Genomic DNA, 22,350 nt, shown 5'->3' on the forward strand with positions numbered 1-22,350 from the left:
GCAAAACGGGCCGAAAGGCCCAGGACCCCCACATCCCCCCACCCAGAACCACCGAGGAGAAAGCGCAGTGCTGAACGGTTTCAAGGACTTCATACTTCGCGGGAACGTCGTCTCGATGGCCATCGGTCTGGCCGTCGGATCGGCGTTCACGGCCGTCGTCACCGGCTTCAGCAACGCGTTCATAGTGCCCCTCATCGGCGTCGCCACCCGCGGGACGGGCGACTTCAGCAAGGCCACCTTCAGCGTCCAGGGCACCAAGTTCCCCTACGGCCTGTTCATCGCCGCCGCCATCGCCTTCCTGATCACCGCGGCCGTCCTGTACTTCCTGGTCGTCGCCCCGATGGCCAAGCTCCAGGCCCGCTTCAAGCGCGACGAGCCCTTCAGCGTGAAGGCCGCCCTGCGGGACTGCCCCCGCTGCTACACCGAGATCCCCGCCGTCGCCACCCGCTGCGCCCACTGCACCAGCGAGATCCAGCCGCTCCCCGAGGCGGTCGAGAAGATGGAGAAGGCGGGCCTGCCCGCCCCGCGCTGACCCCACCGGGCCGCCCCCGCGGACACCCCGCCACCCGTACGGCCTACACCCCTCCCCGCGCGCACAAGGGAACTAGCTCCCTCCGCCTGGCGTTGACCAGTACGGAAGGGTCCACTGGAGACGTGGACCAGCACCAAGCAAAGGGTTCCCCTGCCGCACCACTTGGAGGGCGTACCGTGCACCGCCGGCACAACGGGCTGAGGACCGCCGTACTCCTCGGGGGACTGTCCGCACTCATCATCGTCATCGGCAGCTTCTTCGGGCGTACGGGCCTGGTCGTGGCGCTCCTCGTGGCGCTGGGCACCAACGCGTACGCCTACTGGAACAGCGACAAGCTGGCGCTGCGGGCCATGCGCGCCCGCCCGGTCAGCGAGTTCGAGGCCCCCGCGCTGTACCGCATGGTGCGGGAGCTCTCCACCCAGGCGCGGCAGCCGATGCCCCGGCTCTACATCTCCCCGACGCAGGCGCCCAACGCGTTCGCGACCGGGCGCAACCCGCGCAACGCCGCGGTCTGCTGCACCGAGGGCATCCTGCAGATCCTGGACGAGCGCGAGCTGCGGGGCGTCATCGGCCACGAGCTCAGCCACGTCTACAACCGGGACATCCTCATCTCGTCGGTCGCGGGCGCCCTGGCCTCAGTGATCATGTTCCTGGTGAACTTCGCCTGGCTGATCCCGGTCGGCCGCTCCAACGACGACGAGGGCCCGGGCATCTTCGGCATGCTGCTGATCATGCTCCTGGGGCCGCTCGCCGCCTCGGTCATCCAGCTCGCCATCAGCCGCTCCCGCGAGTACGAGGCGGACGCCTCCGGGGCCCAGCTGACCGGCGACCCGCTCGCCCTCGCCAGCGCCCTGCGCAAGCTGGAGGCGGGCACCCAGCAGCTTCCGCTGCCCCCCGAGCCCAAGATCGAGACCGCGAGCCACATGATGATCGCGAACCCCTTCCGGCCGGGCCAGGGACTCTCCAAGATGTTCTCCACGCACCCGCCGATGGCGGAGCGCATCGCCCGACTCGAGCAGATGGCAGGTCGCCAGCAGTGAAGACAATCCTGAACGTCATATGGCTCGTCCTGTGCGGCTTCTGGATGTTCCTCGGCTACATGCTGGCGGGCCTCCTGCTGTGCATCACGATCATCGGCATCCCCTTCGGCCTCGCGGCCTTCAGGATCGGCGTCTACGCCCTCTGGCCCTTCGGGTACACGGCGGTCGACCGCCGGGACGCGGGCGCCCCGTCCTGCGTCGGCAACGTGCTGTGGCTGGTCCTCGCCGGCTGGTGGCTGGCCCTGGGCCACATCTTCACGGGCATCGCCCTGTGCGTCACGATCATCGGGATCCCGCTGGGCATCGCCAACTTCAAACTGATCCCGGTCTCCCTGCTCCCGCTGGGCAAGGAGATCGTGCCGACGGACCAGCCGTTCGCCGCTCGCTGACGCGGAGCCGCCCGCCGCGGCGGCCCGCCCCGCCCGGCGGCCGACCCCGCCACGGGCCCGGAACTCCTGCGCCTTCTCAAGCCCGGAACTCCTGCGCCCCAGGCCCATGGCGCAGGGCTCCGGGCCCGATTGTCAGTGCCGTGGTCCACCATGAATCCATGACCGCGATCGAGCAGTTGCCGACCGGGGCCGCCACCGCGGCGCGCTCCCGAATACCCCGCGCCTGAGCGCGGCGACCCCACCCGGTTCCGCCCGCGTCCGACCCGCTGCGCCCGTGGTACGGAGCCGCCCGGGCAGCTCCCTAGGCCCCGGCCCCCCGAGCCCGCGCCCGCCCGCGTACGGCATGGACGGCCACGCCCACGAGCAGCACCCCCGCACCGGCCGCGACGGACCGCCACGGCAGCGCGAGGGCGAGCGCGGCGCACCCGGCGAGCCCCACCCCCGCCAGGAGCCGCTCGCGCGAACCCAGCGTCCAGGCCGAGGCGTTGGCGACCGCGTAGTAGACCAGCACGCCGAACGACGAGAAGCCGATCGCGCCCCGCACGTCCGCCGTCGCGGCGACGACGGCCACCACCGCGCCCACCGCGAGCTCCGCGCGGTGCGGCACCTGGAAGCGCGGGTGCACGGCCGCGAGCGGCCTCGGCAGATGGCCGTCCCTGGCCATCGCCAGGGTCGTGCGCGAGACCCCGAGGACCAGCGCCAGCAGCGAGCCCAGCGCGGCGACGGCCGCGCCCACCCGGACCACGGGGACGAGCCACCCCGCCCCCGCGGCCCGCACGGCGTCGGCGAGCGGAGCCGTCGACCGCCCCAACTCACCCGCCCCGAGCACCGAAAGGACGGAGACCGCGACACACACGTACACCAGGAGCGCGATGCCCAGGGCGAGCGGGACGGCCCGGGGAATCGTCCGGGCCGGGTCCCGCACCTCCTCGCCGAGCGTGGCGATGCGGGCGTACCCGGCGAACGCGAAGAACAGCAGCGCGGCGGCCTGCAACAGCCCGCCGGGGCCGGCCGTACTCCCGAGGCCGTCCCACCCGTCGAAGCCCAGCCGGCCGAGCCGTGCGGCCCCGGACCCCAGACAGGAGACGACCACCGCGGCGAGCACGGCCAGCACGACCGCCACGATCACGCGCGTGAGCAGCGCCGACTTCTGAACGCCCGCGTAGTTCACGGCAGTCAGCGCGACCACGGCCGCGACGGCCACCGCGTGCGCCTGCTCCGGCCAGGCGTACGCGCCGACGGTGAGGGCCATCGCGGCGCACGAGGCCGTCTTGCCGACGACGAACGCCCAGCCCGCCAGATACCCCCAGAAAGGACCCAGCCGCTCGTTCCCGTACACGTAGGTACCGCCCGACCGGGGATGACGCGCGGCGAGGCGGGCAGATGACATGGCGTTGCAGTACGCGACGACGGCGGCCACCGCCAGCGCCGGGAGCAGCCCGGAACCGGCGGCCCCGGCGGCCGGCCCCATCGCCACGAAGACGCCCGCACCGACCATCGACCCGAGCCCGACGACCACCGCGTCGAACACCCCGAGCGTGCGCCTCAACTGCTGTGTCATGCGCCGCACCCTAACGAGCGTCGCAACCACGCCACCGCGGGCAGGCGTCCTCCTGGACAACACCGAACGAAATGAAAGGCAGGTTCACGGCATGACCATCATCGGCTGGATCGTCCTGGGGCTGCTGGCCGGGATCATCGCCAAGATCCTGCTCCCCGGCCGAGACCCGGGCGGCCTGATCGGCACCACGCTCATAGGCATCGTCGGAGCCTTTCTCGGAGGCTGGATATCGGCCCGCTTCCTGGACCACCCCATCACCAAGGACTTCTACGACGGCCAGACGTGGCTGGCGGCGATCGGCGGCTCGCTGGTGCTGCTGATCATCTACCGCGTCCTGTTCGGCCACTCCCGCTCGCGCTGACGCCGACGCGCGGGGTCAGTCCCGGGCCAGCCCGGTCTCGCGCAGCGTGATGTTGAGCCGGCCGGTCAGCGCGACGGCCGGGTCGGCGGTCCCCGCGTACACCTTGGGCACGCCGTGGAAGGCGAAGCGCGAGGGGCCGCCGAAGACGAAGAGGTCGCCGGAGGCCAACTCGACGTCGGTGTAGGGCCGTCCGCGGTCCTCGGTGTTGCCGAACCGGAAGACGCACGAGTCCCCGACGCTCAGCGACACCACGGGCGCGGAGGACCGCTCGTCCTTGTCCTGGTGCATGCCCATGCGGGCGTCACCGTCGTAGAAGTTCACGAGCGCGGCGTCGGGGGAGTAGCGCCGCCCGGCCTCGTCCCCGTACGCCGCACTCACCGCGGCGCGCCCCAACTCGGCGAGCCAGTGCGGGAACGCCGCGACGCGCGCACCGTTCACGTCCCCGGCGGTGCGCGTGTAGCGGTACGGCTGCCAGTGCCAGCCCAGACACACGGTCTGTACGGACATCACGCCGCCACCGGGGAGCACGGTGTGCCGGATGGGCACGGGCCCGCGCGCCCACTCGCGGCAGGCGGCGACCAGTTCGCGCCGGCGCTCCGCGGACAGCCACTCGGGCACGTGCCAGGCGCCGGGAGCGATCTCGCGCGGCCCGAGGGGGAAGAGCCCGCCACCACTCACGAGACGGGCAGCCGTCCCGCGCCCCCCGCTCGGGACTCCGCACCCGGCAGGGCGCCCTCAAGGCCGAGGAGCCGCTCCTTGCGCTCCAGGCCGCCCGCGTAGCCGCGCAGGGCGCCGTCGGCGCCGATGACGCGGTGGCAGGGGCGCACGACGAGCAGCGGGTTGCGCCCGATGGCGGTCCCGACGGCGCGGACCCCGGCACCCGAGGACCCGACCTGGCGGGCGATGTCGCCGTAGCTGACGGTGGCGCCGTAGGGGATGTCCTCGAGGGCGGCCCAGACGCGCCGCTGGAAGTCGGTGCCGTGGTCGGCGTACACGAGGTCGAAGCGGGTCAGCCGCCCGGCGAAGTAGTCGCCCAGCTGCGCGGTGACGGCGGTGAAGGCCTCGGGCGCGTACCGCCAGTCCTCGCGCACCACGGCGCCGCCCTTCTGGCCGGGCACGGAGAGCGAGACGAGGGCGGTGCCGCCGGGGGCCGCGCCGGAGGCCTCACCGACCAGCAGGAGCTCGCCCAGGGGGCTGTCGAACGTCGCGTACAGCGTCATGGCCGCGTCCTCTCCTCGTACTGCCTGATGCCTCGATCCTGACGTGCCCGGAAGCCGGAAGCTGGCGCTTTTCGGACACGACGACCGCAGACGGAGGCCACGCCGGCACCGGGGGCGCCCCGCCCCCGGAACCCGCCTGCTCGCTTACCTACCTGCCTACCGGTAGTTCACGAACTGCAGCGCGAAGTCGAAGTCCTGCCCCTTGAGCAGGGCCTGCACGGCCTGCAGGTCGTCACGGCTCTTGGAGCTGACCCGCAGCTCATCGCCCTGGACCTGCGCCTTGACGCCCTTGGGACCCTCGTCGCGGATGACCTTGGCGACCTTCTTGGCGTTCTCCTGGGAGATGCCCTCCTCGATGGAGGCGAAGATCTTGTACTCCTTGCCGGAGAGCTGCGGCTCCCCGGCGTCCAGGGCCTTCAGCGAGATGCCGCGCTTGATCAGCTTCGTCTGGAAGACGTCCAGGATGGCGGTGACCCGCTCCTCGGAGTTGGCCTGCATCAGGATCTTCTCGCCGGACCAGGCGATCGAGGCGCCGACGTTCTTGAAGTCGTAGCGCTGCGAGATCTCCTTCGCGGCCTGGTTGAGGGCGTTGTCGACCTCCTGCCGCTCGACCTTCGAGACGATGTCGAAACTGGAGTCGGCCATGTCCTGTGGCTCCTTGTATCGGGTGCGTACGGCTACGGCCGGTGTCCCGGACCGCATCCGCAAAGCCTAGCCACCCCGGCCCGCCCCCACGCCTGATCAATCCGGTGGCGTAGCACCCCTGGGCATCAGGTATCGTTTACGTCGTTGCCAAGGAACACCCGCCGAGCGGACTCCGGAGCGACATCCCATGGCGGTGTGCCCGAGTGGCCAATGGGAGCGGACTGTAAATCCGTCGGCTTAGCCTACCCAGGTTCGAATCCTGGCGCCGCCACGCGATGAGGACCCCCGTCCACCTGCGGAAACGCAGGGGGCGGGGGTCTCTTCGTTGCCCGGGGGGCCCGGGGGCCGCTTGTTCGACCGGAATCGAAAATGTGCGGCTTGTTACGTGCTCAGCCACTGCTTGGGCCTTGTTGAACTGCGTCTGCGGGCCAGCTGCGGGCCAAGGGGTGATCACAGGGGCCGCATGACGCCAGCCGGCGATCTGTGAGCCCGGCGCTGCGTCTGGCCAGCCGCCGCTGTCCTCCGTCAGGCGAGGGGGGTGTCCTCGGGTGGGTAGTAGCGACGCGACGCCTGAGCCAGCGACTCGGAGATTTCTCGGCGTACCGGCTTCTCCGGCTTCGGAACATCTCCCTGGATCAGGGCGTGTGCGATGCCGATCGGTGGATCGTCTAAATCAGGATCGTTGATCAGCTTTGCTTTGCATGAGCGGACGGTTTGTACGGAGAAGCCGTAGACGGTGTGCTCTTCCTTCTTGACCATTGCTTCTGGGCCGAGATTATGAGCAGAGAGAATTGAGCTTCTGTGCACGGAAATTCCATCCCGATCCCACCGGAACGCCGTATGGGTGGGTAGCTTTTCTCCCGTCAAGAGATTAGGCGCCAAAAAATCAGGCTTATTGGGAATTCGACGGTAGATTACCTCATCGTCGCGAAACTCGCTGTTTGGCTCCAAGTAGACCCCCCGCGCTACCTGATGATCACCTAGGAGAAGAGCCTTTTCCAGGTGGGGTTTTCGGACCAAACACGTCGCGATAACGCGGCCAGCAGTTTGCGAACTACTTCATATCCGACGCCTTCAGTTCCCAACTCTCCGCTCAACTGGAGGGACCCTGAGGGATCTTTGTAGTACACGTAGGGCCGCTCTTCCGGAGGGAATGTGAGCTCAAGAAGTTCGGCGCCAGCTCGCCACTCTAGTACGACCTCGCCATCTTCACCGGGTGTGATGAAGGGGAAAATGGTGCGGTAGTCAGAGAGGCGGTCCAGAATTCGATAGGCGAGGTGAGTTGCTGGCTGCGGGGTAGGCCCTCCCTCTGCCCCATCCCAGCCCTGTGGCAGAGTACGCAGTTCGTACAGCTTGTTGCAGACGTAAGTCTGCAACTCAAGTTTGTTGTTCCCATCCAGATCAAGGGATGGTGTTGCTGCGTGGCGCCGGATCAGCCAGATGCCTGTTCCCGGGTCGTGGCCTCGGTGCGACGCGGTCCCTCCCGAGAACTGGTCTTTCTGCCGCGCGTTCGGCTTGGTCACTCGTTCTCCCCCCAGCTGAATCGCATTTCTTCGCTGGTCGCCTCGACGAATGCGTTGGTCACGACTTCGTGAGCCACGTCCAGCCGTTCGGCGAAGTCATCGGGGCCCTCTACGAGGGATTCGGCGTCGATTAGGAGTGAAGAGCCACTGGAGAATTCTCCATCCGATTCTGTTACGGCAGAGTCGATGCCGACAAGAACCCTTACTCGCGCGTCGAGCTCAGACTCTTGATAACGGACTCGGAATCCGCAATAGTCAGGCACCCGGAACGGAATGTCCGAGGGCGTGTTCCAGCCGGTTAGAACTCCGGTGATCGCCTCGTGTGCCGAAACCCCTGGAAGTCTGTTGCTGTACGTGACGTCGACCCGCCTCACCTCTGGCAGGGAGCCCGAGATGGATTGTGCAAGCTTCGAGAACTCGTCAAATTTTGTGACAAGCTCCTCTTTGAGCGCCTCATACCCTGGGTAGGGGAGGTCCTCGCCGCCGAAGTTCCAGTTAAGGATAAAGCGATCCTGCTGGAATTTTACTTTGCGATCACCCTCTTCTGCGGAGAGAGTGCAGAGTGCCATAGGCCATGCGAGCCCGGATCGCACAAACTCCACAGCATCCAATTCCGACGGTTCCCAAGCGGGTAGCGGAGTGGATTCTTGGAGAACGGGGTAGTCAGTGCTCCAGCCAACCCGGAGCGGCGCCAAGTCGAGCGTTTGCAGTTTAGAAAGATTACCGAACATCAGTGCGAGTGTGACGTCATACACCGGCGGACGTCGGAATTTCAAAGCACTGGTCACGTCGCAACCACCCCCTCTCGAAGGGTACCTGTGTGATGTAGATCACCGGAAGAGGATGGCCTGAAGGTAGGGCTCCAGTGGCCAATGTGACTCGAATGCTGCCGCTTTGTGTGGTTGTTTATACCCGTTGGGATGAAATGGGGCCATGTTGGTTGTGATCTGGGTGCTAACTGGTCGGGTGAGTTCAGTGCGTGACTAGGGAGACGGGCTCTGCTGGAGAGGTCATGCCAGGTCATGTGGTTCCTTCACGTACGTCGGGAGCCTGGAGTTCACTGGTGCCCCACTCGTGCAGAGCCGCGTCGATGCGCTTGTTGGCGCGGTCCTGGGAGTGGGCCAGGACCTTGGCGTAGATGCGGAACATGACCGCCAGGCTGTGGCCGGCCCGGCGGGCGCACTCTGCCGGGTCGACGCCTGAGTGGAGCCAGAACGAGATGCCCGCGTGGCGGAGGTCGTAAGGGCGCTTGGCCAGGAGGGATTCCTGGTCGGCGGGGGAGAGGGCCGATTCGCGGGCGCGGGACCAGACCTCGCCGTAGCCGCTCTCCTGGACCACGCCGCCGCGGAGCGTCTGGAAGACCCGGCCGTCCTTCGCCGTGCCGTACTCCTTGATGTGGCGGCGGAGCAGCTCGACGAAGAGCGGGGGTATGGGGATCGGGCGGCTTTCGTTCGGGGCCCGCCACTTCAGGCTCCGTTGGTCGTGGGCCTCGCCCGTGTCCGTCCACTGGCGGCCCACGCGGACCAGGCCGCGGCGGAGCGTGAGGGTTCCCCAGCCCGTGGCCGGCAGCAGGCACTGCTGCACGCGGAGGTTGATGACCTCCGAGGGGCGCATCGCCGCGTAGTACATGCAGCCGAAGAACGCTTCCAGTCGTTCGCCGCGCGGGCCCTGGGCGCGGACGGCGTCGAGGAGTTGGCGGACCTGGCGGGGGTTCGCCACGGATTCCGGGTCCACCTCTTCCGAGATGCGCGGGGGCGTCCAGTTCAGGGCGTCCAGGGGGTTCGCCGCAGTCGAGAAGTACTTGGACTCCGCCGCGAAGGTCAGCACCTGGTTGAAACAGACCTTCTTGCGGCGGAACGTGCGCGCGGCCGCCGGCTGGCCGTCGAGCTTCTTGCTCAGGGCCTGGAGCGCCTTGCGGAGGACGAGCGGCTCTTCCAGGTCCGAGACGGATATCGACTGCTTCTTGAGCCAGGCCAGAGCCTGGTGCCAGTCCTGAGGGAGCTCGCCGGTCTCGCGGGCCTTCTTGTTGTACGCCCAGCTGTAGAGCGCGCGGCGGAGGACCTGGAGGTCGGGGCGGCCCGCCTCCGACTTCACCAGGGCCGGGGTGACCGTGGCCAGCGCGTCGGCGATGCCCGGCCGGGACTTGGCCGGGGTGGCGTCCCACTTTTCGTCGACGTACGTCAGGGTGTGCTCGTACCAGGTGACCGACTGCCTGAGCTTGCGGAGCTCGGAGGCCGGGAGGCGGGTCTGCAGGTCGAACGGTTCGCCGTTGTTCGCCGCCGTGATGAGCTCCGCCTTGCGGCTCTCCGCCAGGGCCTTGGTCAGGAACGACTCCGAGCCCTCGCGGCCGTCCACCGACCAGCGGACCTCGAACGGCTTGCGGCGCTTGGGGCGCTCGCGGATGTCCCAGAAGCGGACGTTGTAGCTGGTGGGCATGGGTGGGTCTCGTCCTCCGGTGTGCGTGAGCGGGGTGGGTGGGTGTCGTCAGTGGGGCCGTCGGAGCGGCTGCTCCGGCGGGGTCACCGTGAGGTAGATCCGGACCAGGCGGCTCGGTGGGCGGTCCGGGTACGGCTGGCTCATCTCCAGGACCTCGAAGACGTTCTCCAGGAGGCGGGCGGTGCGGAGGCAGTCGAGGGCCGGGCCGTGCAGGCGTATGCGCATCTTCAGCTCCTGAGCGGTGGGGGCGGTGGGGTGTTGGGGGTCTCGCAGCCGGGGTGCGAGCGGTCGCCGGCGGCCGCCAGAACCGGGTCGAGCGGCGTGCCGCAGACCTCGCAGGAGGTGGCGGCAGTAGAGGAGAGCTGCAATTCAGCGTCCGCAGTGTCCGCAGCGTCCGGTGACCTGTATTCGGCCTGGTCGGAGGGGGTGCGAGGTGCGGACGCTGTGACGGTGCCAGCGTCCGGTCGAGCGTCCGCAGCGTCCGCAAGGGTGGGTGTGCGGACGCTGGCGCCCACTGCACCGGACGCTGGGTCTGCGACAGCGTCCGCTGAACGTGCCTGGTCAGAGGTGGTTGCGGACGCTATGGACGCTGCGGACGCTGTGTTGCGCCTCTTCTCTGATGCCGTGATGCGGTAGAGGCGCTGTCGGCGTCGGTCGGGCGTCCGGTGGCTGTCGTCCACCTCGATGCCGATGGTGCGCAGCGCGGGCGCCAGGCGCTTCAGCTGACCGCCCGCGCGGGTGGCGTCCTTGGGCCACTTCTTCGGCAGCTTCTCCGGGGTGGTGACCAGGTCGAGGATCTGCGCCGTGGTGAGCGTGAGCCCGTCGGGTCCGGCCGCGTCGACCAGCTCGACCACCGCCTGCGCGAACGGCTCCCCCTCCAAAACGTCCGCCACCGCGTCCGCCGCCGTCGCCTTGTACGCGGACTGGGTCGCCCAGCCCGTGACGTGGTCGACCGCCGCCAGGACGCGGGCGAAGTCGGCCATGCGCGGGCGTTCGGTGAGCTGGACGTCCGGGAGGGCCTTGAGGACCTGGGCCAGGAGGTCGAAGAGCGAGGCCAGCATCGCCGGGTGGGCGTCGGCGTACGCGCGGTCCAGGTCGGCCTCCTCGCGGCGCTTGCTGTCCGGGATCAGCTGGAGCTCGATGGTCAGGAGGCGTTCGGCGAGGTCGCCGGCGAGGGCGCCCGCGTCGATGGTGGTGATGGCCAGGACGCGGCGGAATTCGAGGACCACCACGTCGTCGTCCGTGAACAGCGCGCGGTCCACCACGCCGTCCCCGGTGACCGCGCGGCAGAGGGCGTCGGAGAGCCAGTCCGGGATGATCGAGATGTTGTCGAGGCAGATCGCCCAGGAGTTGAACGCCTGCACCGACCAGGACTTCAGGTCCCGCGGCGCCGTGCGTTTCGGGGCGCCGGACGGATCGATGATGCCGATGACCATGGCCGCGCCCTTGGACTTGCCCGTGCCTTGCTCGCCGCGGAACGCCAGGATCGGGTGCGGCAGGTCCGGGATGAACGCGGCGAGCAGCCAGGCGACCAGGAGGTGGAAGCCCTCGTCGGTGGTGTTGAGCAGGTCGCGGAGCGCGGCCAGGCCGTCACCGTCCCGTACGGGGGCGGGCAGCGGCTTCATCGCGCCCGAGCGGCGGAAGACGATCGGGGCGTCGGGCAGCAGCTGCCAGCCGTCCGGGCCCACGCTCACGCACCGGCCGTCGCTGGTGCCCAGGTCGATCAGGATGCGGTCGTCGTGGCGGGCCACGCGGAGGAGCGGGGTGCGCGGGTCGGCGTTGGCGGCCAGGCCCTCCAGGACGGTCATGGCGTCGGCGAGCGCGGACTGGGAGGGGACCGTGCCGCCCTGGACGTCGGTGTAGATGCGGGCGAGTTGGGAGCGCAGGCCCGCCTTGCCGCGCAGGGGCAGGGCGAGGTTGGGGCCGTCGACGCGGACGCCGTACGGGCGGCCGTCGTCGGACATGAACAGGTCGTAGCGCTCCCGGGCCAGGGCGACCAGCTGGGTCGCCTGCGAGGGACCCTTCTTCTCCGGGTCCCCGCCGTTGGCCGTGAGGAGCGTGCGCGCCAGGTCGGCTGAGGTCGTGCCGTCGGGTGGGGTGGTGGTCCGGTCGACGTGCGGGGTCACCGTGCTCCTCGCGTACGGCGGGCGGCGGACGCGACGGTGGCGCGGGCCTCCGGCTCCGGGAGGCCGATGTGCAGGGCCGCCTCGATGAGCGCCGCGGCGAGCGGGGCCGGGTCGCTGCTGCCGTGGGCGCGGCAAGCCGCCCAGTACAGGCGGTCGTTGCGCTGCCCGTCGGGTGCGTCCAGGACGAAGCGGACCAGGGCGACCGACTGGTGGCCGGAGAGGGGGAGCGAGGCTGCCGCGCGGGGTGCGGGGCGTGGTGGGGCGAGGAGCTGGAGGAGCACGGGCGGCGCGGCCGCGAGGGCGTGGCCCTCAGTGCCGGGCGCGAGCGTGTAGTGGCCGCGCACGGTGAGGGAGCCGGGGCCGACCAGGTAGCCGCCGGAGCCGCGGACGTCGACGCCCGGGGCCAGGCGGCCCGCCGAGTTCGGGACGGGCGCGTGCGCGGGGGCCGTCAGCCACAGGTGTCGGCCGCCGCTGGGCGTGGCCACGGTGACCGTGGGCGGGACGCTGAAGCCGTGCTCGGCGGCCAGGCGGTCGAAGTGGGCGATGCCGTCGACGTCGTTCTTCACATCGAGGTCGATGCCGACCAGGTGGTGGGGTGCGCGACCGCAGGCGATGCCGTAGCCGGTCGCCCAGGGGGCGTACGCGAAGAGGTCGCGTACCGCCTCCTCGTCCGTGGTCGCGTCGTGGATGCCGTGGCCGGTCCGTCCGCACTCGCCACGGCAGCGGGAACGGCGGCGTTCGGCTCGGTGCGGGGAGCGGATGCCGGGGAGCTTGGTGCGGGTGAGCGGGATGACGGCCAGGCCGTGGCGGGCGGCGTTCAGGGCGTGGGTGAGAGCACGGGCATGGGACTTGTGGGTGGCGGGAGCGTTCATGCGCGCTTCCTTCGGGAGGGAGGAGGGCCGCGATAGGGGGAGCGTCTGACGCGTCAGGGGCGGGTGTCCGACGCGTCAGACGGGGGTCGCGCGGGCGTATGACCGGTGCGTTCGGGGTGTACGGGCGCGGGGGCGTCCGACGCGTCAGGCCGCCTCTTCCTCGTCGTCGCGGACGATCAGGTACGTGCCCGTCTCCTCCGTCTCCGCGAGGCGTCCGGCCATCACGAACGCGGCGACCTGGCCCGAGACCCACGAGCGCGAGCGGCCGTGGCGGTCGCAGTGGGCCATGAAGTCGGCGGGGCGGACGACGGTGCGGCCCTCCGCCTCGAACTCGGCCAAGAGCTCCTCCATCGCGCGGCGGGCATGGGCGGGGGAGAGCTGGACCTTGTCCTGAGGGGCCGGGCGTTCGGCGAAGTGGACCACCGTCGAGGACTCGGGCAGCGGCTGCTCGGGGTCGATGTCGTCGAGGTCCGGGTCGTCGTCGTCCTCGTCCAACAGGTCGGCTTCGAGGTGCTGTTCGTGGGTGGCCTGGTCGTCCTCGTTCTCGGCGGCGTACGTCGTCTCGGGCATGGCGTTCCCCTTCTCGGGCTCCTCGGGCGGTGTCGTTCCGGGCACGGGGTGGCGGGTGCGCTGGGTGTACTGGCGGTGGGCCGCCTTGGTGGCGGCCGCCGCGGTGACGGCGTCGAGGGACGCACGGACCTGGTCGAAGGTGACGACGGTCCAGCGCAGGTACTCGACGCTGGTCAGGAAGTCGCGCAGGGGCGTGGGCCAGAACGTCTCGGGGACGCCGTTGGCGACCAGGTAGCTGTAGCCGGGCTTCTTGTCCTTCCACACGTGCGGGGCGGCGCCCGCGTCCAGGACGTCGTCGTCGAGGGCGAAGCGGGCGTCGGTCTCGGTGCGCACGCCGTGGCACCAGGAGGAGCCGAAGGAGGCGCGGGTCTCGGTGGAGACCTGGGCGCCGGAGGCCCGCTGCATGGAGATGACCAGGGAGACGCCCGCCGAGCGGGCCTCCTGGGAGATGCCGGTGAAGACGTCGTCGTCCGTCTCGCGGATCGTCTTGGCGGCCTCCTCGAACCAGCCGATCAGGTACGGCATGCCGGGGGAGCCGTCCGACTGGACCCGCGCGCAGGCGGGTTCCCACTGCTTGTAGCCGTACTTGGCCAGCCACGCCGTACGCGCCGGGATGGCCGCCTTGAGCGCCGCGATCATCGCCTTCGTGGACTTCATGTCCAGGGCCGCCCAGTCCAGCGCGGGCAGCAGCGGCCCCAGCGTCTGTTCGGCCTTGGCCGGGTCGGATGCCCACACCACGACGTCGCGGCGGGTGCAGATCTCGGCGAGAGCGGTCAGGCCGCCCTCGGACTTGCCCGAGCCGGTCATCCCCATCACGAGCAGGTGCATGGCGTTGCGGGCGGCGGACGGATCGCCGGGGAAGTGGACGACGGCCGCGGTGCCGTCCTCGTAGATCCCGACGTGGACAGGGTCGGCGATCGAGCCGCCGGGGTGGGACGGGCCGGGGCACGGGACGGTGTTCTTCAGCAGGTCGAGGGGGACGACGGTGAGGGTGACGCGGGAGGCGGAGTCGGGGTTCTCCTGGACGCGGATGGCGGTCCGGGGCACGTCGAGGGCGCCGGCGATGCGGGTGGCGTTCTTGGAGACGTCGTCGGGGGTGAGCTCGCCGCGCGGCAGTTGCAGGTCGAAGGAGGCGCGGTTGGGGCCGACTTCGGACCGTACGACCTGGGTCTTGGCCAGGCCCACCTTCTCCAGGAAGCCGCCGTCGGCGCCGGAGGAGTTGCCCTCGGGCGTACGGCGCAGGATCTGCCGGATGTTCCAGGACAGGGCGAGCGCCGGGGCGCCGATGAAGTACAGGCCGGGCAGTGGGCCCGCGTCCGGCCCCGCGATGGCGGCCGCCGTGAACCAGCCGGTGGACGCGGCGACCGTGATGGCGGAGTGCAGGCGGCGCTGCGCGGTGGTGCTCTTGCCCGCCCACCAGGTCGCGCCGGTCAGCGCGACCGAGGCGAGGGTGAGCCCGGCGGTGGCGGCGGCGTTGTCGGCCCAGTACCAGTGGGCAGGCCAGGAGACCAGGCCGCTGGCGACCCCGATCAGCCACGGCGGGAGGTGGGGCTTGGCCCGGTGGCCGAGGTACTCGACCGGGCCGCCGCCGCCCTGGGCGGCGCGCAGCTGCTCTTCGTGGAGCTGCTCGGGGGTGGGGTGGGACACGGCCTGGTCCTCCTGGACGGGCTACGGGCGTGGGGCGTTTGGCTGTTGGGCGGTGGCCGGGTGTGGAGCCGGTCCGGGGCGGCTACTGGTTGAAGTCGAAGCGGCGGCGTGGGCGTTGGGCCTGGCGGGCGCGGTACGTCATGAGCTGCAGGTCGAACTCGCGCTGGAAGGCCGCGTAGGTGGCCGCCGCGTTCTTGGCCGCGTCGCGGGCGTCGTCGGCGACCTTCTTCATCCGTCGGGACACGCGCCGGGCGCGGGCCCGCGACCCGAACGGCCTGCCGTCCGGGTCCGGGACCTCCTTGAGGACCGCGTTGAGGACGTCGGCCGCCCCGGCGAGCTCGAAGGAGAGCTGCAGGAAGACGGCGCGGGCGGCGTCGCAGTAGTTGCGCACGTCGGTGCTGTTGAAGAACTCCGGGTCGGCGAGGGGGCTGTGGCCGGGGCGACCGCCGCCGCCCGCGCCGCGCGAGAACGGGCCGCCGCCCGGTCCGGCGGTGCGGGAGGCGTCGCGCTCGTTGACGTGGAAGTGGTACTCGCGGGTGCGCGTGCGGTTGCTGGTCTTGGTGCGGGACTTGCCGTTGGACCCGGCGGACGGGTTGGGCCGGTTGGACCCGTTGGAGCGGTTGGTGGTGCCGTTCGCGTATCCGGCGTTGCGCGGGGGCGGGAAGAAGGACGACATCAGTGCAGCTCCTCAGTGGGGGAGTTGGGGGCGGTGGGGGCAGGGGTGCGGCGGCTGCGCAGCCACAGGACCTGGGCGGCGACGGCGGTGGCGAGCCAGAGCAGTTCGAGCGGGCCTGCGGTGGGGCCGAAGGCGAGGGCGAGCGCGGCCCAGGCGGTGGCGGACGTGGCCGCCAGGGCGAGGGCGAGGCGCCAGCGCCGTACGGACGGGTCGGGGTAGGCGTCGCGGCGCGACGTGCGCAGCAGCCAGGCCAGGGGCAGTACGGCGGCGGGGGCCAGGGCCAGGCCGGTCCACGACGCCAGTACGTGACCGACGGCGGCGGCCGGGAGCGCGAGCAGCGCCAACGCGGCCGGTGCCCATGCCCTGCGGCGCTCCCAGAGCCACAGGCCCAGGGCGCTGGCGGCGCGCCGCAGGAGGGTGGGGCGCTCGGGGACGATCAGCACGATGGGCTGGGCGTCGCGGCGGCGGGTGCGCGGGATGCGGTGGACGGTGCGGGTGCCGCCGTATCCGTACTGCACCTTCGTGGCGCGGGAGCCGGTACGGGGGCTGGGGCGAGGGCGCATGGCGGGTGTCCTTCCTGGTGTCGTCGCCGTGGCGTCGGGTCGTTGGGCCGTCAGCGGGAGAGGGCGGCGTGGGTGCCGTGGCGTCCGGCGCGGCGGCCGGCGGCGGTGCGGTGGGTGGGGTGTTCTCCGGCGATGTGCCAGCGGGAGCCGAGGGACTTGGCGGCGTACATGGCCTGGTCGGCGGCGTGCAGGCGCTCGGCGAGGCAGGCGCCGGGGTAGTCCTCGGGCAGGCACACACCGAGGGAGAAGACCGGGGTCAGGTGGGCGTGGCCGACGTCGACGGTGGTGTTCAGGAGGACGTGGGCCAGGTCGGCGGTGTCCTGGGCGCCCATCTCGGCGACGGCGGCGAACTCGTCGCCGCCGATGCGGGCGGCGAACCCGCCGTGCGCGGCGCACCAGCGGTGCAGCTGCTCGGCGACGGCGGCCAGGAGGCGGTCGCCGGAGGCGTGCCCGAAGGTGTCGTTGACGAGCTTGAAGTCGTCCAGGTCGAGGAGGAGCACGCTGAGCTCCCGGCGGCGCAGGCCGCGGCGGGCGCGGACGGTGAAGGCGTGCCGGGTGGGCAGGCCGGTCAGCGGGTCGAGGCGGGCCGCGTGCAGGCGGCGCACCATCCACAGACTGTGGGCGGCCCATCCGAGGGCGGGGGCGAGCGCGACGGCGGCGAGGTACGGGTCGGTCGTCATGGCGCGGACTTCCCTTCGAGGGTGGGGGCGAGGGTGGGCGTCTTCGCGGCGTCCCTGATCCGGGCCGCGCGCTTGGCGCCGACGCCGTGGGTGTTCATGAGCCAGGTCGCGGAGGGTTCGTGCCCCTCGGCGAGACGGGCGCGGGCGACGGCGATCAGGTCGGCGTCGGACGCGGTGGTCTGCGAGGCGGAGGGCTTCTGCGGGTGTGTGCCGGAAGGCTTCTGCGCGGGGGTGCGGCGTCGGGTAGCGGTAGGGCTACTGGCCTTCCGGTGGGCGGGGGCTACCGGGGCGGGCGCGGTAGGGGCTTCCGCGACGGCGGCGGAAGGGGTCCGATCCGCGTCTGGCGCGGAAGGGGTACGTTCTCGTCCCGCGCCGATCAGTTGGTGGACCCGCCACACCACGATCGGGGCGATGGACGCGGTCAGGATGATCAGCCACCAGGCCGGGCGTCCGGCGCCGTCGACGCCGAACATGCCGCGTTCGGCGAGGTGGTAGACCGTGTTCGTCCCGATCATCACCGCGAGGGCCGCCTTCACGTCCCGCCCCCGGTGGAACGCTGTCACCGCCCACACGTCGATCGTGACCGGCAGCAGCGGCGCGACCAGGTTGGGCCAGCCGACCAGCCGGGCCAGCTCGAACTCCCCCGACGCCGTCAGCCCAACCGCCGCGCACAACGCGGCCCACGGCGCCTTGCCCCACAGCCATGCGGTCAGTTGCCCGCGCCGTCCGTCCTCGGCGGCCTCGCGCAGGCGGCGGGCGCGGGCGAGTTCGGCGTCGGCCTGGTGGCGGAGGACGTCGGCGTCGTAGCGGGTGAGCTTGGCCCGCCGCTGCCCGTCGGCGACGGTCCGGGCGGCCTCCTGCTCGGCGTCCCGCCGGGCCTGGTCCGCCTGCGCGGTCACGCGGTCCGCGTCATCGCGGAGGCGTACGGCATCGGCGTCCGCCTGCTCGCGCAGCCGCCGGGCGACCGCCGCGCCGGCTTCCCGTACGCGCTCGGCATCACGGTCGGCGGCCGTGCGGATCGTCGTGGCCGCGTCGATGGCGTCGTGGTGGACCCGGTCGGCGAAGGCGCGGCGCGCGGCGCTGAAGTCCTCGGCTTCCGTGCGGATCGCGGCTGCGGCCGACCGGGCCCGGTCCAGGTCGCGTACGGCCTGGGCGCGGCGCCCCACGGCGTCCGCCAACTCGCCCTGGACCAGGTCGAGGTCGGCGGCCGCGTCCTTGCGGAGCTCGGCGGCTTGACGGTCGGCGTCGGCCACCAGGTCCTCGGCGACGGCCCGGGCGTCGGCGCGTACGCCGTCCGCCTCCGCGCGGGCCACGGCGAGCAGCGCTTCGGCTTCCGTACGGGCGGCGGCGAGCGGGTCACCGGCCGTCGGGGCCTGCGTGGGCGCCGGGGAACGGCGCTTGGTGGTGCGGCGGCTGGTCACGGTCAGCCCACCGCCTGGGAAATGCCGGAGACGGCGATACCGATGACCTGCGCGACGACGGACTTGGTGGTGTCGGCGACCGGACCGGTCAGGTAGACGCCGATCAGCACGCCCAGGACCAGCGTCGACCAGCGGTGGCCGACCCACAGGCACATCACCACGGCGGCCGCGATCAGCAGGAACAGCACCGACATGGTGACGGCGGGGGACGCTCCGGCCGCAGGGGCGGCCAGGACGGACGACGATGCGAGGAACACGACGGCTCTCCTTCGAGGGAGCGAGGTGATGGGGAGTGGGGCCCGCCCGGCGCGGGCTCGGGGCACCGGCAGCACTGCGGGCGCACGGCTCACCGCGTGGGGCGGGACGCGGAGGGGCAGACGGGCGGAGGGGCGGTGCCGCCTGGCTACGCGGTGCCGCCGGGCGGCTGGTGCTGGGCGATGGTGAGGTCGATCAGCGCAGGCTCGGTGCAGTAGCCGACGTACGCCCCGCTCGCGTGCCACACGTGCCAGCGCGGGGTCAGGTGGCCCTCGGCGTGGACGCAGAAGGCGAGGTAGGCGCGGCGCCGGACCACCGGCACGTCCGGGAACGCCACGGACGCCGGCAGCGGGGACGGGGTGCTCACCAGTCACCGCCGAAGGCCATGGCAGCGGACGTGGTGCAGGTCCCCGGGCAGGTGCCCCGGTTCGCCGCGACGGCCCCCAGCTCCTCCGACAACGTGAACTGGTCGGGCAGCGCCACGTGCCGGTAGTTGCCGCACGCGCACGGCACGAGCAGCGTCAGCAACTGCGCTGATCCGAAGGGCTTGTTGCGGGTGTGGTGCAGCCACAGGCCCTCGCCCAGGTGCGCGACCGCGCAGGGCGCCAGCGGCGATTCGCTGCCCCTGGCGTAGCCGCGCCACGCGGACTGGGGCAGGACGACGGCGAGGGTCTCGGGGAAGTACCGCTGGATGTGGAAGCGGGCGGAGGACTCGGCGTCCGTACGCTCGCGGGACATCCGCTCTTCCTCCTCGCGGCGCTGCCGCAGCTCGACGGCGGCGCGGTAGTCGGCGGCGAGCGCGAGCAACTCGGCGAGAGAGCCGGCCGGGGCCCGGGTGCCGGAGCCGGTCGGGGCGAGCGGGATGCTGGCGACGGAGCCGTTCGGGACGCGGGTGTTGGTCATCGCAGTGCTCCTTTGCGGGTGGTGGCGGCCGGGTGGCAGGCGTGGTCGAGGGCGGCGCGGCGGGCCGCGTGGCGGCGGCGGTGGGGCGGGTGCCAGCCGCAGGCCGGGCAGCGCGGGCGGGCGGAGCTCACGCGACCCGCCGCCCGGTCAGCGGGGCCTCGACGGCGGCCAGACCGTCGTCGGTGAGCTCCGGCCCGTACTCGGGCAGCGCGCCGAGCTGGTCGAGGGTGTCGATGAGGACGGCCAGCGGGAGGGCCTGGCCGTCGTAGTGCGCGACGACGGCGGCGCGGGCGGCGGCCAGGAGCTCGGCGTGGTCGTGGCGCAGGGCCGCGATCCGGCGCCGCAGCTGGCCGTTCGCGCGGGTCAGCGAGGCGAGGGTGGGTGCGGGGAGCGTCCGGTCGGACACGGGAGACCTCCGGGAAGCGGCTGCCGGGCAGGCCGGGGGCGAGCCGGGGCGGCCCGGCAGCCGTGGAAGAGGGAGAAGGGGGAGCCGCGTCAGCGGCGGTAGCGGCCGCGATGCGGGGCCGGACCGGTGAGCAGCGAGCGCATCACCACGGCGCACACGGCCAGCGCGACCGCGCAGGTCGCCACGGAGGCGGCGACGACCGCGACCGACAGGAGCAGCGCCACGACGACGGCACCGACCACCAGGACGCCACCCGCACCGACCGCGACCATGGCGGCGGGAGAGAGGCGGTGCTGGGGCGCAGGGGTGTGCGCCGAACCGTGCGAGCAGCCGCAGGCCGGGGCGGGCGTCTGGGCGTGGACCGCGTGCGGGGGAGCGGGCACGGGCGCGGAGGAGACGCACGTACGGCCGAAGGCGTCGGTCAGCACGTACGGCTGGCCCTCCGGCGCGAGGGAGCTCCCGGGGTAGCCGTGCTGGCTGGGGTGCCCGGTGGGTGTCGAGTAGGTCATGCCGCTCGCACCTCCTTCCGAACCTCCGGTGCCTCCGCTGTCTTCCGCGCCTTCCGCCGAGGACGCCGCAACTCGCGGCGCTCCTCCGGGGTCAGGCCGCCCCACATCCCGTACTGCTCGCCACGCTCCAACGCGCCCTGCAGGCAAGCCCGCTGGACGGGGCAGCGCTCGCAGACACGGCGGGCGATCTCGACCACGAAGGGGACGGTCGCGAAGAAGACCTCGGGGTTGACCGTGGTGCAGAGGGCACTCTGCAGAGGGTTCGTCTGGACCCCGATGCGCTCGCTGAGGGACGGGACCAGGGCGAGGTGCGGGTTGCGACGGCCGGCGACGGCCAGGCCGTACGAGGGGCTCACCATCACCGCACCTCCGCCCGCTCGACGCGGCACGCGGGGGACCACTCGTGACCGCAGGTGCCGCACATCTCGCGGGCGGTGTGGCAGCCGGAGAGGGAGACGGTACGGCGGCAGCGCGGGCACGTACCGCGACGGGCGACCGGGCGACGGTCGTAGAACGGAACGGCGGCCATCACGCCCCGCCTCCGACCACATCCGCGCGCTCGACGTCGCGGTCCTCGTCGAGCGCGAGCGTGCTGGAGGCGAAGGCGCACACGGCCGTCCCCCGGAACTGCCCGGCGCACCGGAAGTGGGCGCGGCCGCCGTCCATGTGCCGCATCTCGGTGGGGACGCGGAGCAGGGCCGCGACCCGGGCGACGGCGGGGAAGACGACGTGGGAGGGCTGGTGCGAGAACTGGACCTGGACGTGCCAGTCGTCGATGGTCACGCTCGGCTCCGGCAGCCCGGGAAGGGCCGTGAACAGAGCGCGGACCCGGTCGAGCTGGGCCAGGAGGGCGGGCGGGTGAGGGAGACCCTCGGGGGCTAATGCGGCCGCGGGGGCGGCGGTACGCTCGTCGAGCATCGTTGAACTCCTCTGGACGGAACTCGATGCGACGGCCCTGGCAGACGGTTCAAGGGGTGGGCCAACACCCCGAGACCCATATCTGCTGGGGCCTTTGTCGTGTGCTGAGAGAGCCGCACAGGGCGGCTTCCTCAGCCGCCATGTAGTACCTGTATTACAGGTACTACATGGCGAGCGCGTCAAGTAGCTCGACGGAATCTCTTGGCTTGCTGCCGGGACTTCCTGGCGCACCATCAGAATCCCTGCAGATGAGGGGCGTTGGTCACCCCACCCATGGACAGCTCGGGGACGTCTGGCTAGCGTCAAGAGCTCCCAAGACGTCCCACGGGGAGCGGAGATGCCCAACGAGCGCTTACGTTCAGCCCTGTTGGCCCGGAAGATGAGCATTCAGGAGCTCGCCGACGCTCTGGCAGTCAACCCGAAGACCGTCGAGCGCTGGATCACGCGGGGGATCGTGCCGTACCGGCGCCACCAGTACGCGACGGCGGAGGCCCTGCAGGTCGATGTCGCCACCCTCTGGGAGGACGCACGGGTCGCGGAGGTCACGACAGACCTGAGCAGGGCGGAGATCGTCACCATCTACCCGCACCGGCACATGGTGCCGGCGGGCCTCTGGCGGGACCTCTTCAGCAAGGCCGAGCACCGCCTGGAGGTGCTCGTCTACTCCGGGTTGTGGCTGTCGGAGGACCCGCAGTTCCTGGAGATCCTGAAAACGAAGGTGCGGGCGGACGCCCAGGTGCGCATCCTGCTCGGCGACCCGGAGTGCGACGCGGTCCGGCAGCGCGGGATCGACGAAGGCCACCGCATCATGGACGGCAAGATCCGCAACGCCTTGATGAACTACCGCCCGCTCTTCGCGACGCACCCGGAGATCGGCTTCCGCATCCACGAAGCGACCCTCTACAACTCGCTGTTCAGAGCGGACGACGACATGCTGGTGAACACCCACGTGTACGGCATCGGCGCCTACATGGCCCCGGTCCTGCACCTGCGGCGGCTCCCCGGCGGCGGCCTCTTCGACACGTACGCGAATAGCATCGAGCACACCTGGGGAGGCGCGCGCCAGGTGACGGAACACGACATCACGGGAGCTTGAT

General features: G+C 71.4%; 29 protein-coding genes and 1 tRNA gene. 6 read left to right on the forward strand and 24 right to left on the reverse strand.

From position 1 onward, the window contains the following. Window positions 1-67: 67 nt before the first annotated feature. The 3 genes from mscL (at window position 68) to ABT160_RS25815 (ending at window position 1,961) form a co-directional block, all read left to right on the forward strand. Window positions 68-532, forward strand: coding sequence for a large conductance mechanosensitive channel protein MscL (mscL, locus tag ABT160_RS25805; RefSeq protein WP_351650181.1), 465 nt, complete (start codon window positions 68-70; stop codon window positions 530-532). A gap of 176 nt (window positions 533-708) precedes the next feature. After that, a complete protein-coding gene (gene htpX / locus ABT160_RS25810) occupies window positions 709-1,572 on the forward strand; it encodes a zinc metalloprotease HtpX (protein WP_351650183.1) in 864 nt (287 codons plus the stop codon). Beyond that, complete coding sequence (locus ABT160_RS25815; RefSeq protein WP_351650184.1) at window positions 1,569-1,961, forward strand: YccF domain-containing protein; 393 nt, start codon at window positions 1,569-1,571, stop codon at window positions 1,959-1,961. The genes htpX and ABT160_RS25815 overlap by 4 nt, the downstream gene beginning before the upstream one ends. A gap of 301 nt (window positions 1,962-2,262) precedes the next feature. On the opposite strand, the gene ABT160_RS25820 is transcribed toward ABT160_RS25815, so the two are convergent. Then, on the reverse strand, window positions 2,263-3,522 hold the full coding sequence (locus ABT160_RS25820; protein WP_351650185.1) for an APC family permease: 1,260 nt from the start codon (window positions 3,520-3,522) through the stop codon (window positions 2,263-2,265). A gap of 91 nt (window positions 3,523-3,613) precedes the next feature. Here ABT160_RS25820 and ABT160_RS25825 point away from each other — a divergent pair, with 91 nt between their 5' ends. After that, a complete protein-coding gene (locus ABT160_RS25825; protein WP_351650186.1) occupies window positions 3,614-3,883 on the forward strand; it encodes a GlsB/YeaQ/YmgE family stress response membrane protein in 270 nt (89 codons plus the stop codon). A 15-nt stretch (window positions 3,884-3,898) separates the two neighbouring features. Here the strand turns inward: ABT160_RS25825 and ABT160_RS25830 are convergent, their stop codons facing one another. From ABT160_RS25830 to ABT160_RS25840, 3 genes are all read right to left on the reverse strand, one after another. Next, window positions 3,899-4,561 carry an alpha-ketoglutarate-dependent dioxygenase AlkB family protein gene (locus tag ABT160_RS25830; RefSeq protein ID WP_351650187.1) on the reverse strand — a complete coding sequence of 221 codons (663 nt, stop codon included), beginning with the start codon at window positions 4,559-4,561 and terminating at the stop codon, window positions 3,899-3,901. Continuing rightward, window positions 4,558-5,103: a methylated-DNA--[protein]-cysteine S-methyltransferase gene (locus tag ABT160_RS25835; RefSeq protein WP_351650188.1), complete on the reverse strand. Its 546-nt coding sequence runs from the start codon at window positions 5,101-5,103 to the stop codon at window positions 4,558-4,560. The genes ABT160_RS25830 and ABT160_RS25835 overlap by 4 nt, the downstream gene beginning before the upstream one ends. Before the next feature lie 156 nt (window positions 5,104-5,259). Then, entirely contained in the window at window positions 5,260-5,748 is a 489-nt protein-coding gene (locus ABT160_RS25840) for a YajQ family cyclic di-GMP-binding protein (protein ID WP_351650189.1), read from the reverse strand. Window positions 5,749-5,937: 189 nt separating this feature from the next. Here ABT160_RS25840 and ABT160_RS25845 point away from each other — a divergent pair. After that, window positions 5,938-6,019: transfer RNA gene (locus tag ABT160_RS25845), tRNA-Tyr, on the forward strand. A gap of 254 nt (window positions 6,020-6,273) precedes the next feature. On the opposite strand, the gene ABT160_RS25850 is transcribed toward ABT160_RS25845, so the two are convergent. The 20 genes from ABT160_RS25850 to ABT160_RS25945 all read right to left on the reverse strand — a co-directional run bounded on the left by ABT160_RS25850 (window position 6,274) and on the right by ABT160_RS25945 (window position 21,253). Continuing rightward, on the reverse strand, window positions 6,274-6,699 hold the full coding sequence (locus tag ABT160_RS25850) for a hypothetical protein (protein WP_351650190.1): 426 nt from the start codon (window positions 6,697-6,699) through the stop codon (window positions 6,274-6,276). 29 nt (window positions 6,700-6,728) lie between these two features. Continuing rightward, window positions 6,729-7,271, reverse strand: a complete 543-nt coding sequence (locus tag ABT160_RS25855) for a hypothetical protein (RefSeq protein WP_351650191.1) — start codon at window positions 7,269-7,271, stop codon at window positions 6,729-6,731. Continuing rightward, the gene (locus tag ABT160_RS25860; protein ID WP_351650192.1) at window positions 7,268-8,059 is read right to left on the reverse strand and encodes a TIGR04255 family protein; all 792 of its coding nucleotides are present in this window, start codon (window positions 8,057-8,059) and stop codon (window positions 7,268-7,270) included. Before ABT160_RS25860 ends, ABT160_RS25855 begins: the two co-directional genes overlap by 4 nt. 232 nt (window positions 8,060-8,291) lie before the next feature. Beyond that, entirely contained in the window at window positions 8,292-9,707 is a 1,416-nt protein-coding gene (locus tag ABT160_RS25865) for a tyrosine-type recombinase/integrase (RefSeq protein ID WP_351650193.1), read from the reverse strand. A gap of 48 nt (window positions 9,708-9,755) precedes the next feature. Further along, window positions 9,756-9,932, reverse strand: coding sequence for a hypothetical protein (locus ABT160_RS25870; protein ID WP_351650194.1), 177 nt, complete (start codon window positions 9,930-9,932; stop codon window positions 9,756-9,758). 2 nt (window positions 9,933-9,934) lie between these two features. Further along, on the reverse strand, window positions 9,935-11,833 hold the full coding sequence (locus tag ABT160_RS25875; protein WP_351650195.1) for an AICE element replication initiation protein: 1,899 nt from the start codon (window positions 11,831-11,833) through the stop codon (window positions 9,935-9,937). Next, the gene (locus ABT160_RS25880; RefSeq protein ID WP_351650196.1) at window positions 11,830-12,705 is read right to left on the reverse strand and encodes a bifunctional DNA primase/polymerase; all 876 of its coding nucleotides are present in this window, start codon (window positions 12,703-12,705) and stop codon (window positions 11,830-11,832) included. The genes ABT160_RS25875 and ABT160_RS25880 overlap by 4 nt, the downstream gene beginning before the upstream one ends. Before the next feature lie 144 nt (window positions 12,706-12,849). Beyond that, window positions 12,850-14,922, reverse strand: coding sequence for a plasmid transfer protein TraB (traB, locus tag ABT160_RS25885; protein ID WP_351650197.1), 2,073 nt, complete (start codon window positions 14,920-14,922; stop codon window positions 12,850-12,852). Between the two features lie 82 nt (window positions 14,923-15,004). Beyond that, a complete protein-coding gene (traA, locus tag ABT160_RS25890; RefSeq protein ID WP_351650198.1) occupies window positions 15,005-15,598 on the reverse strand; it encodes a plasmid transfer protein TraA in 594 nt (197 codons plus the stop codon). After that, window positions 15,598-16,161 (reverse strand): hypothetical protein, encoded by a 564-nt coding sequence (locus ABT160_RS25895; protein WP_351650199.1) that lies wholly within the window; start codon window positions 16,159-16,161, stop codon window positions 15,598-15,600. The genes traA and ABT160_RS25895 overlap by 1 nt, the downstream gene beginning before the upstream one ends. A gap of 50 nt (window positions 16,162-16,211) precedes the next feature. Then, complete coding sequence (locus ABT160_RS25900) at window positions 16,212-16,841, reverse strand: GGDEF domain-containing protein (protein ID WP_351650200.1); 630 nt, start codon at window positions 16,839-16,841, stop codon at window positions 16,212-16,214. Next, complete coding sequence (locus ABT160_RS25905) at window positions 16,838-18,262, reverse strand: hypothetical protein (protein WP_351650201.1); 1,425 nt, start codon at window positions 18,260-18,262, stop codon at window positions 16,838-16,840. Before ABT160_RS25905 ends, ABT160_RS25900 begins: the two co-directional genes overlap by 4 nt. 2 nt (window positions 18,263-18,264) lie before the next feature. Further along, window positions 18,265-18,519 (reverse strand): hypothetical protein, encoded by a 255-nt coding sequence (locus tag ABT160_RS25910; RefSeq protein WP_351650202.1) that lies wholly within the window; start codon window positions 18,517-18,519, stop codon window positions 18,265-18,267. Between the two features lie 146 nt (window positions 18,520-18,665). Continuing rightward, on the reverse strand, window positions 18,666-18,884 hold the full coding sequence (locus tag ABT160_RS25915) for a hypothetical protein (protein WP_351650203.1): 219 nt from the start codon (window positions 18,882-18,884) through the stop codon (window positions 18,666-18,668). After that, window positions 18,881-19,420, reverse strand: a complete 540-nt coding sequence (locus ABT160_RS25920; protein ID WP_351650204.1) for a hypothetical protein — start codon at window positions 19,418-19,420, stop codon at window positions 18,881-18,883. Before ABT160_RS25920 ends, ABT160_RS25915 begins: the two co-directional genes overlap by 4 nt. Next, a complete protein-coding gene (locus tag ABT160_RS25925) occupies window positions 19,417-19,551 on the reverse strand; it encodes a hypothetical protein (protein ID WP_351650205.1) in 135 nt (44 codons plus the stop codon). Before ABT160_RS25925 ends, ABT160_RS25920 begins: the two co-directional genes overlap by 4 nt. Further along, window positions 19,548-19,826: a hypothetical protein gene (locus ABT160_RS25930; RefSeq protein WP_351650206.1), complete on the reverse strand. Its 279-nt coding sequence runs from the start codon at window positions 19,824-19,826 to the stop codon at window positions 19,548-19,550. The genes ABT160_RS25925 and ABT160_RS25930 overlap by 4 nt, the downstream gene beginning before the upstream one ends. A gap of 89 nt (window positions 19,827-19,915) precedes the next feature. After that, window positions 19,916-20,335: a hypothetical protein gene (locus ABT160_RS25935; RefSeq protein WP_351650207.1), complete on the reverse strand. Its 420-nt coding sequence runs from the start codon at window positions 20,333-20,335 to the stop codon at window positions 19,916-19,918. After that, window positions 20,332-20,694: a WhiB family transcriptional regulator gene (locus ABT160_RS25940; RefSeq protein WP_351650208.1), complete on the reverse strand. Its 363-nt coding sequence runs from the start codon at window positions 20,692-20,694 to the stop codon at window positions 20,332-20,334. The genes ABT160_RS25935 and ABT160_RS25940 overlap by 4 nt, the downstream gene beginning before the upstream one ends. Window positions 20,695-20,863: 169 nt before the next feature. After that, window positions 20,864-21,253, reverse strand: coding sequence for a hypothetical protein (locus ABT160_RS25945; RefSeq protein ID WP_351650209.1), 390 nt, complete (start codon window positions 21,251-21,253; stop codon window positions 20,864-20,866). 379 nt (window positions 21,254-21,632) lie between these two features. Here ABT160_RS25945 and ABT160_RS25950 point away from each other — a divergent pair, with 379 nt between their 5' ends. Next, window positions 21,633-22,349, forward strand: coding sequence for a MerR family transcriptional regulator (locus tag ABT160_RS25950; protein ID WP_351650210.1), 717 nt, complete (start codon window positions 21,633-21,635; stop codon window positions 22,347-22,349). Window position 22,350: the final 1 nt, after the last annotated feature.

The sequence above is a fragment of the Streptomyces sp. NPDC001941 genome, assembly GCF_040296945.1.
Taxonomy (GTDB): Bacteria; Actinomycetota; Actinomycetes; order Streptomycetales; family Streptomycetaceae; genus Streptomyces.

Excerpts from the sequence above, each read along its gene's own strand:
- ABT160_RS25820 (WP_351650185.1), bottom strand. The coding sequence starts at position 3,522 with ATGACACAGCAGTTGAGGCGCACGCTCGGGGTGTTCGACGCGGTGGTC.
- ABT160_RS25825 (WP_351650186.1), top strand. The coding sequence starts at position 3,614 with ATGACCATCATCGGCTGGATCGTCCTGGGGCTGCTGGCCGGGATCATC.
- ABT160_RS25835 (WP_351650188.1), bottom strand. The coding sequence starts at position 5,103 with ATGACGCTGTACGCGACGTTCGACAGCCCCCTGGGCGAGCTCCTGCTG.
- ABT160_RS25840 (WP_351650189.1), bottom strand. The coding sequence starts at position 5,748 with ATGGCCGACTCCAGTTTCGACATCGTCTCGAAGGTCGAGCGGCAGGAG.
- ABT160_RS25865 (WP_351650193.1), bottom strand. The coding sequence starts at position 9,707 with ATGCCCACCAGCTACAACGTCCGCTTCTGGGACATCCGCGAGCGCCCC.
- ABT160_RS25870 (WP_351650194.1), bottom strand. The coding sequence starts at position 9,932 with ATGCGCATACGCCTGCACGGCCCGGCCCTCGACTGCCTCCGCACCGCC.
- ABT160_RS25880 (WP_351650196.1), bottom strand. The coding sequence starts at position 12,705 with ATGAACGCTCCCGCCACCCACAAGTCCCATGCCCGTGCTCTCACCCAC.
- traA (WP_351650198.1), bottom strand. The coding sequence starts at position 15,598 with ATGTCGTCCTTCTTCCCGCCCCCGCGCAACGCCGGATACGCGAACGGC.
- ABT160_RS25895 (WP_351650199.1), bottom strand. The coding sequence starts at position 16,161 with ATGCGCCCTCGCCCCAGCCCCCGTACCGGCTCCCGCGCCACGAAGGTG.
- ABT160_RS25900 (WP_351650200.1), bottom strand. The coding sequence starts at position 16,841 with ATGACGACCGACCCGTACCTCGCCGCCGTCGCGCTCGCCCCCGCCCTC.
- ABT160_RS25920 (WP_351650204.1), bottom strand. The coding sequence starts at position 19,420 with ATGACCAACACCCGCGTCCCGAACGGCTCCGTCGCCAGCATCCCGCTC.
- ABT160_RS25935 (WP_351650207.1), bottom strand. The coding sequence starts at position 20,335 with ATGACCTACTCGACACCCACCGGGCACCCCAGCCAGCACGGCTACCCC.
- ABT160_RS25940 (WP_351650208.1), bottom strand. The coding sequence starts at position 20,694 with ATGGTGAGCCCCTCGTACGGCCTGGCCGTCGCCGGCCGTCGCAACCCG.
- ABT160_RS25945 (WP_351650209.1), bottom strand. The coding sequence starts at position 21,253 with ATGCTCGACGAGCGTACCGCCGCCCCCGCGGCCGCATTAGCCCCCGAG.
- ABT160_RS25950 (WP_351650210.1), top strand. The coding sequence starts at position 21,633 with ATGAGCATTCAGGAGCTCGCCGACGCTCTGGCAGTCAACCCGAAGACC.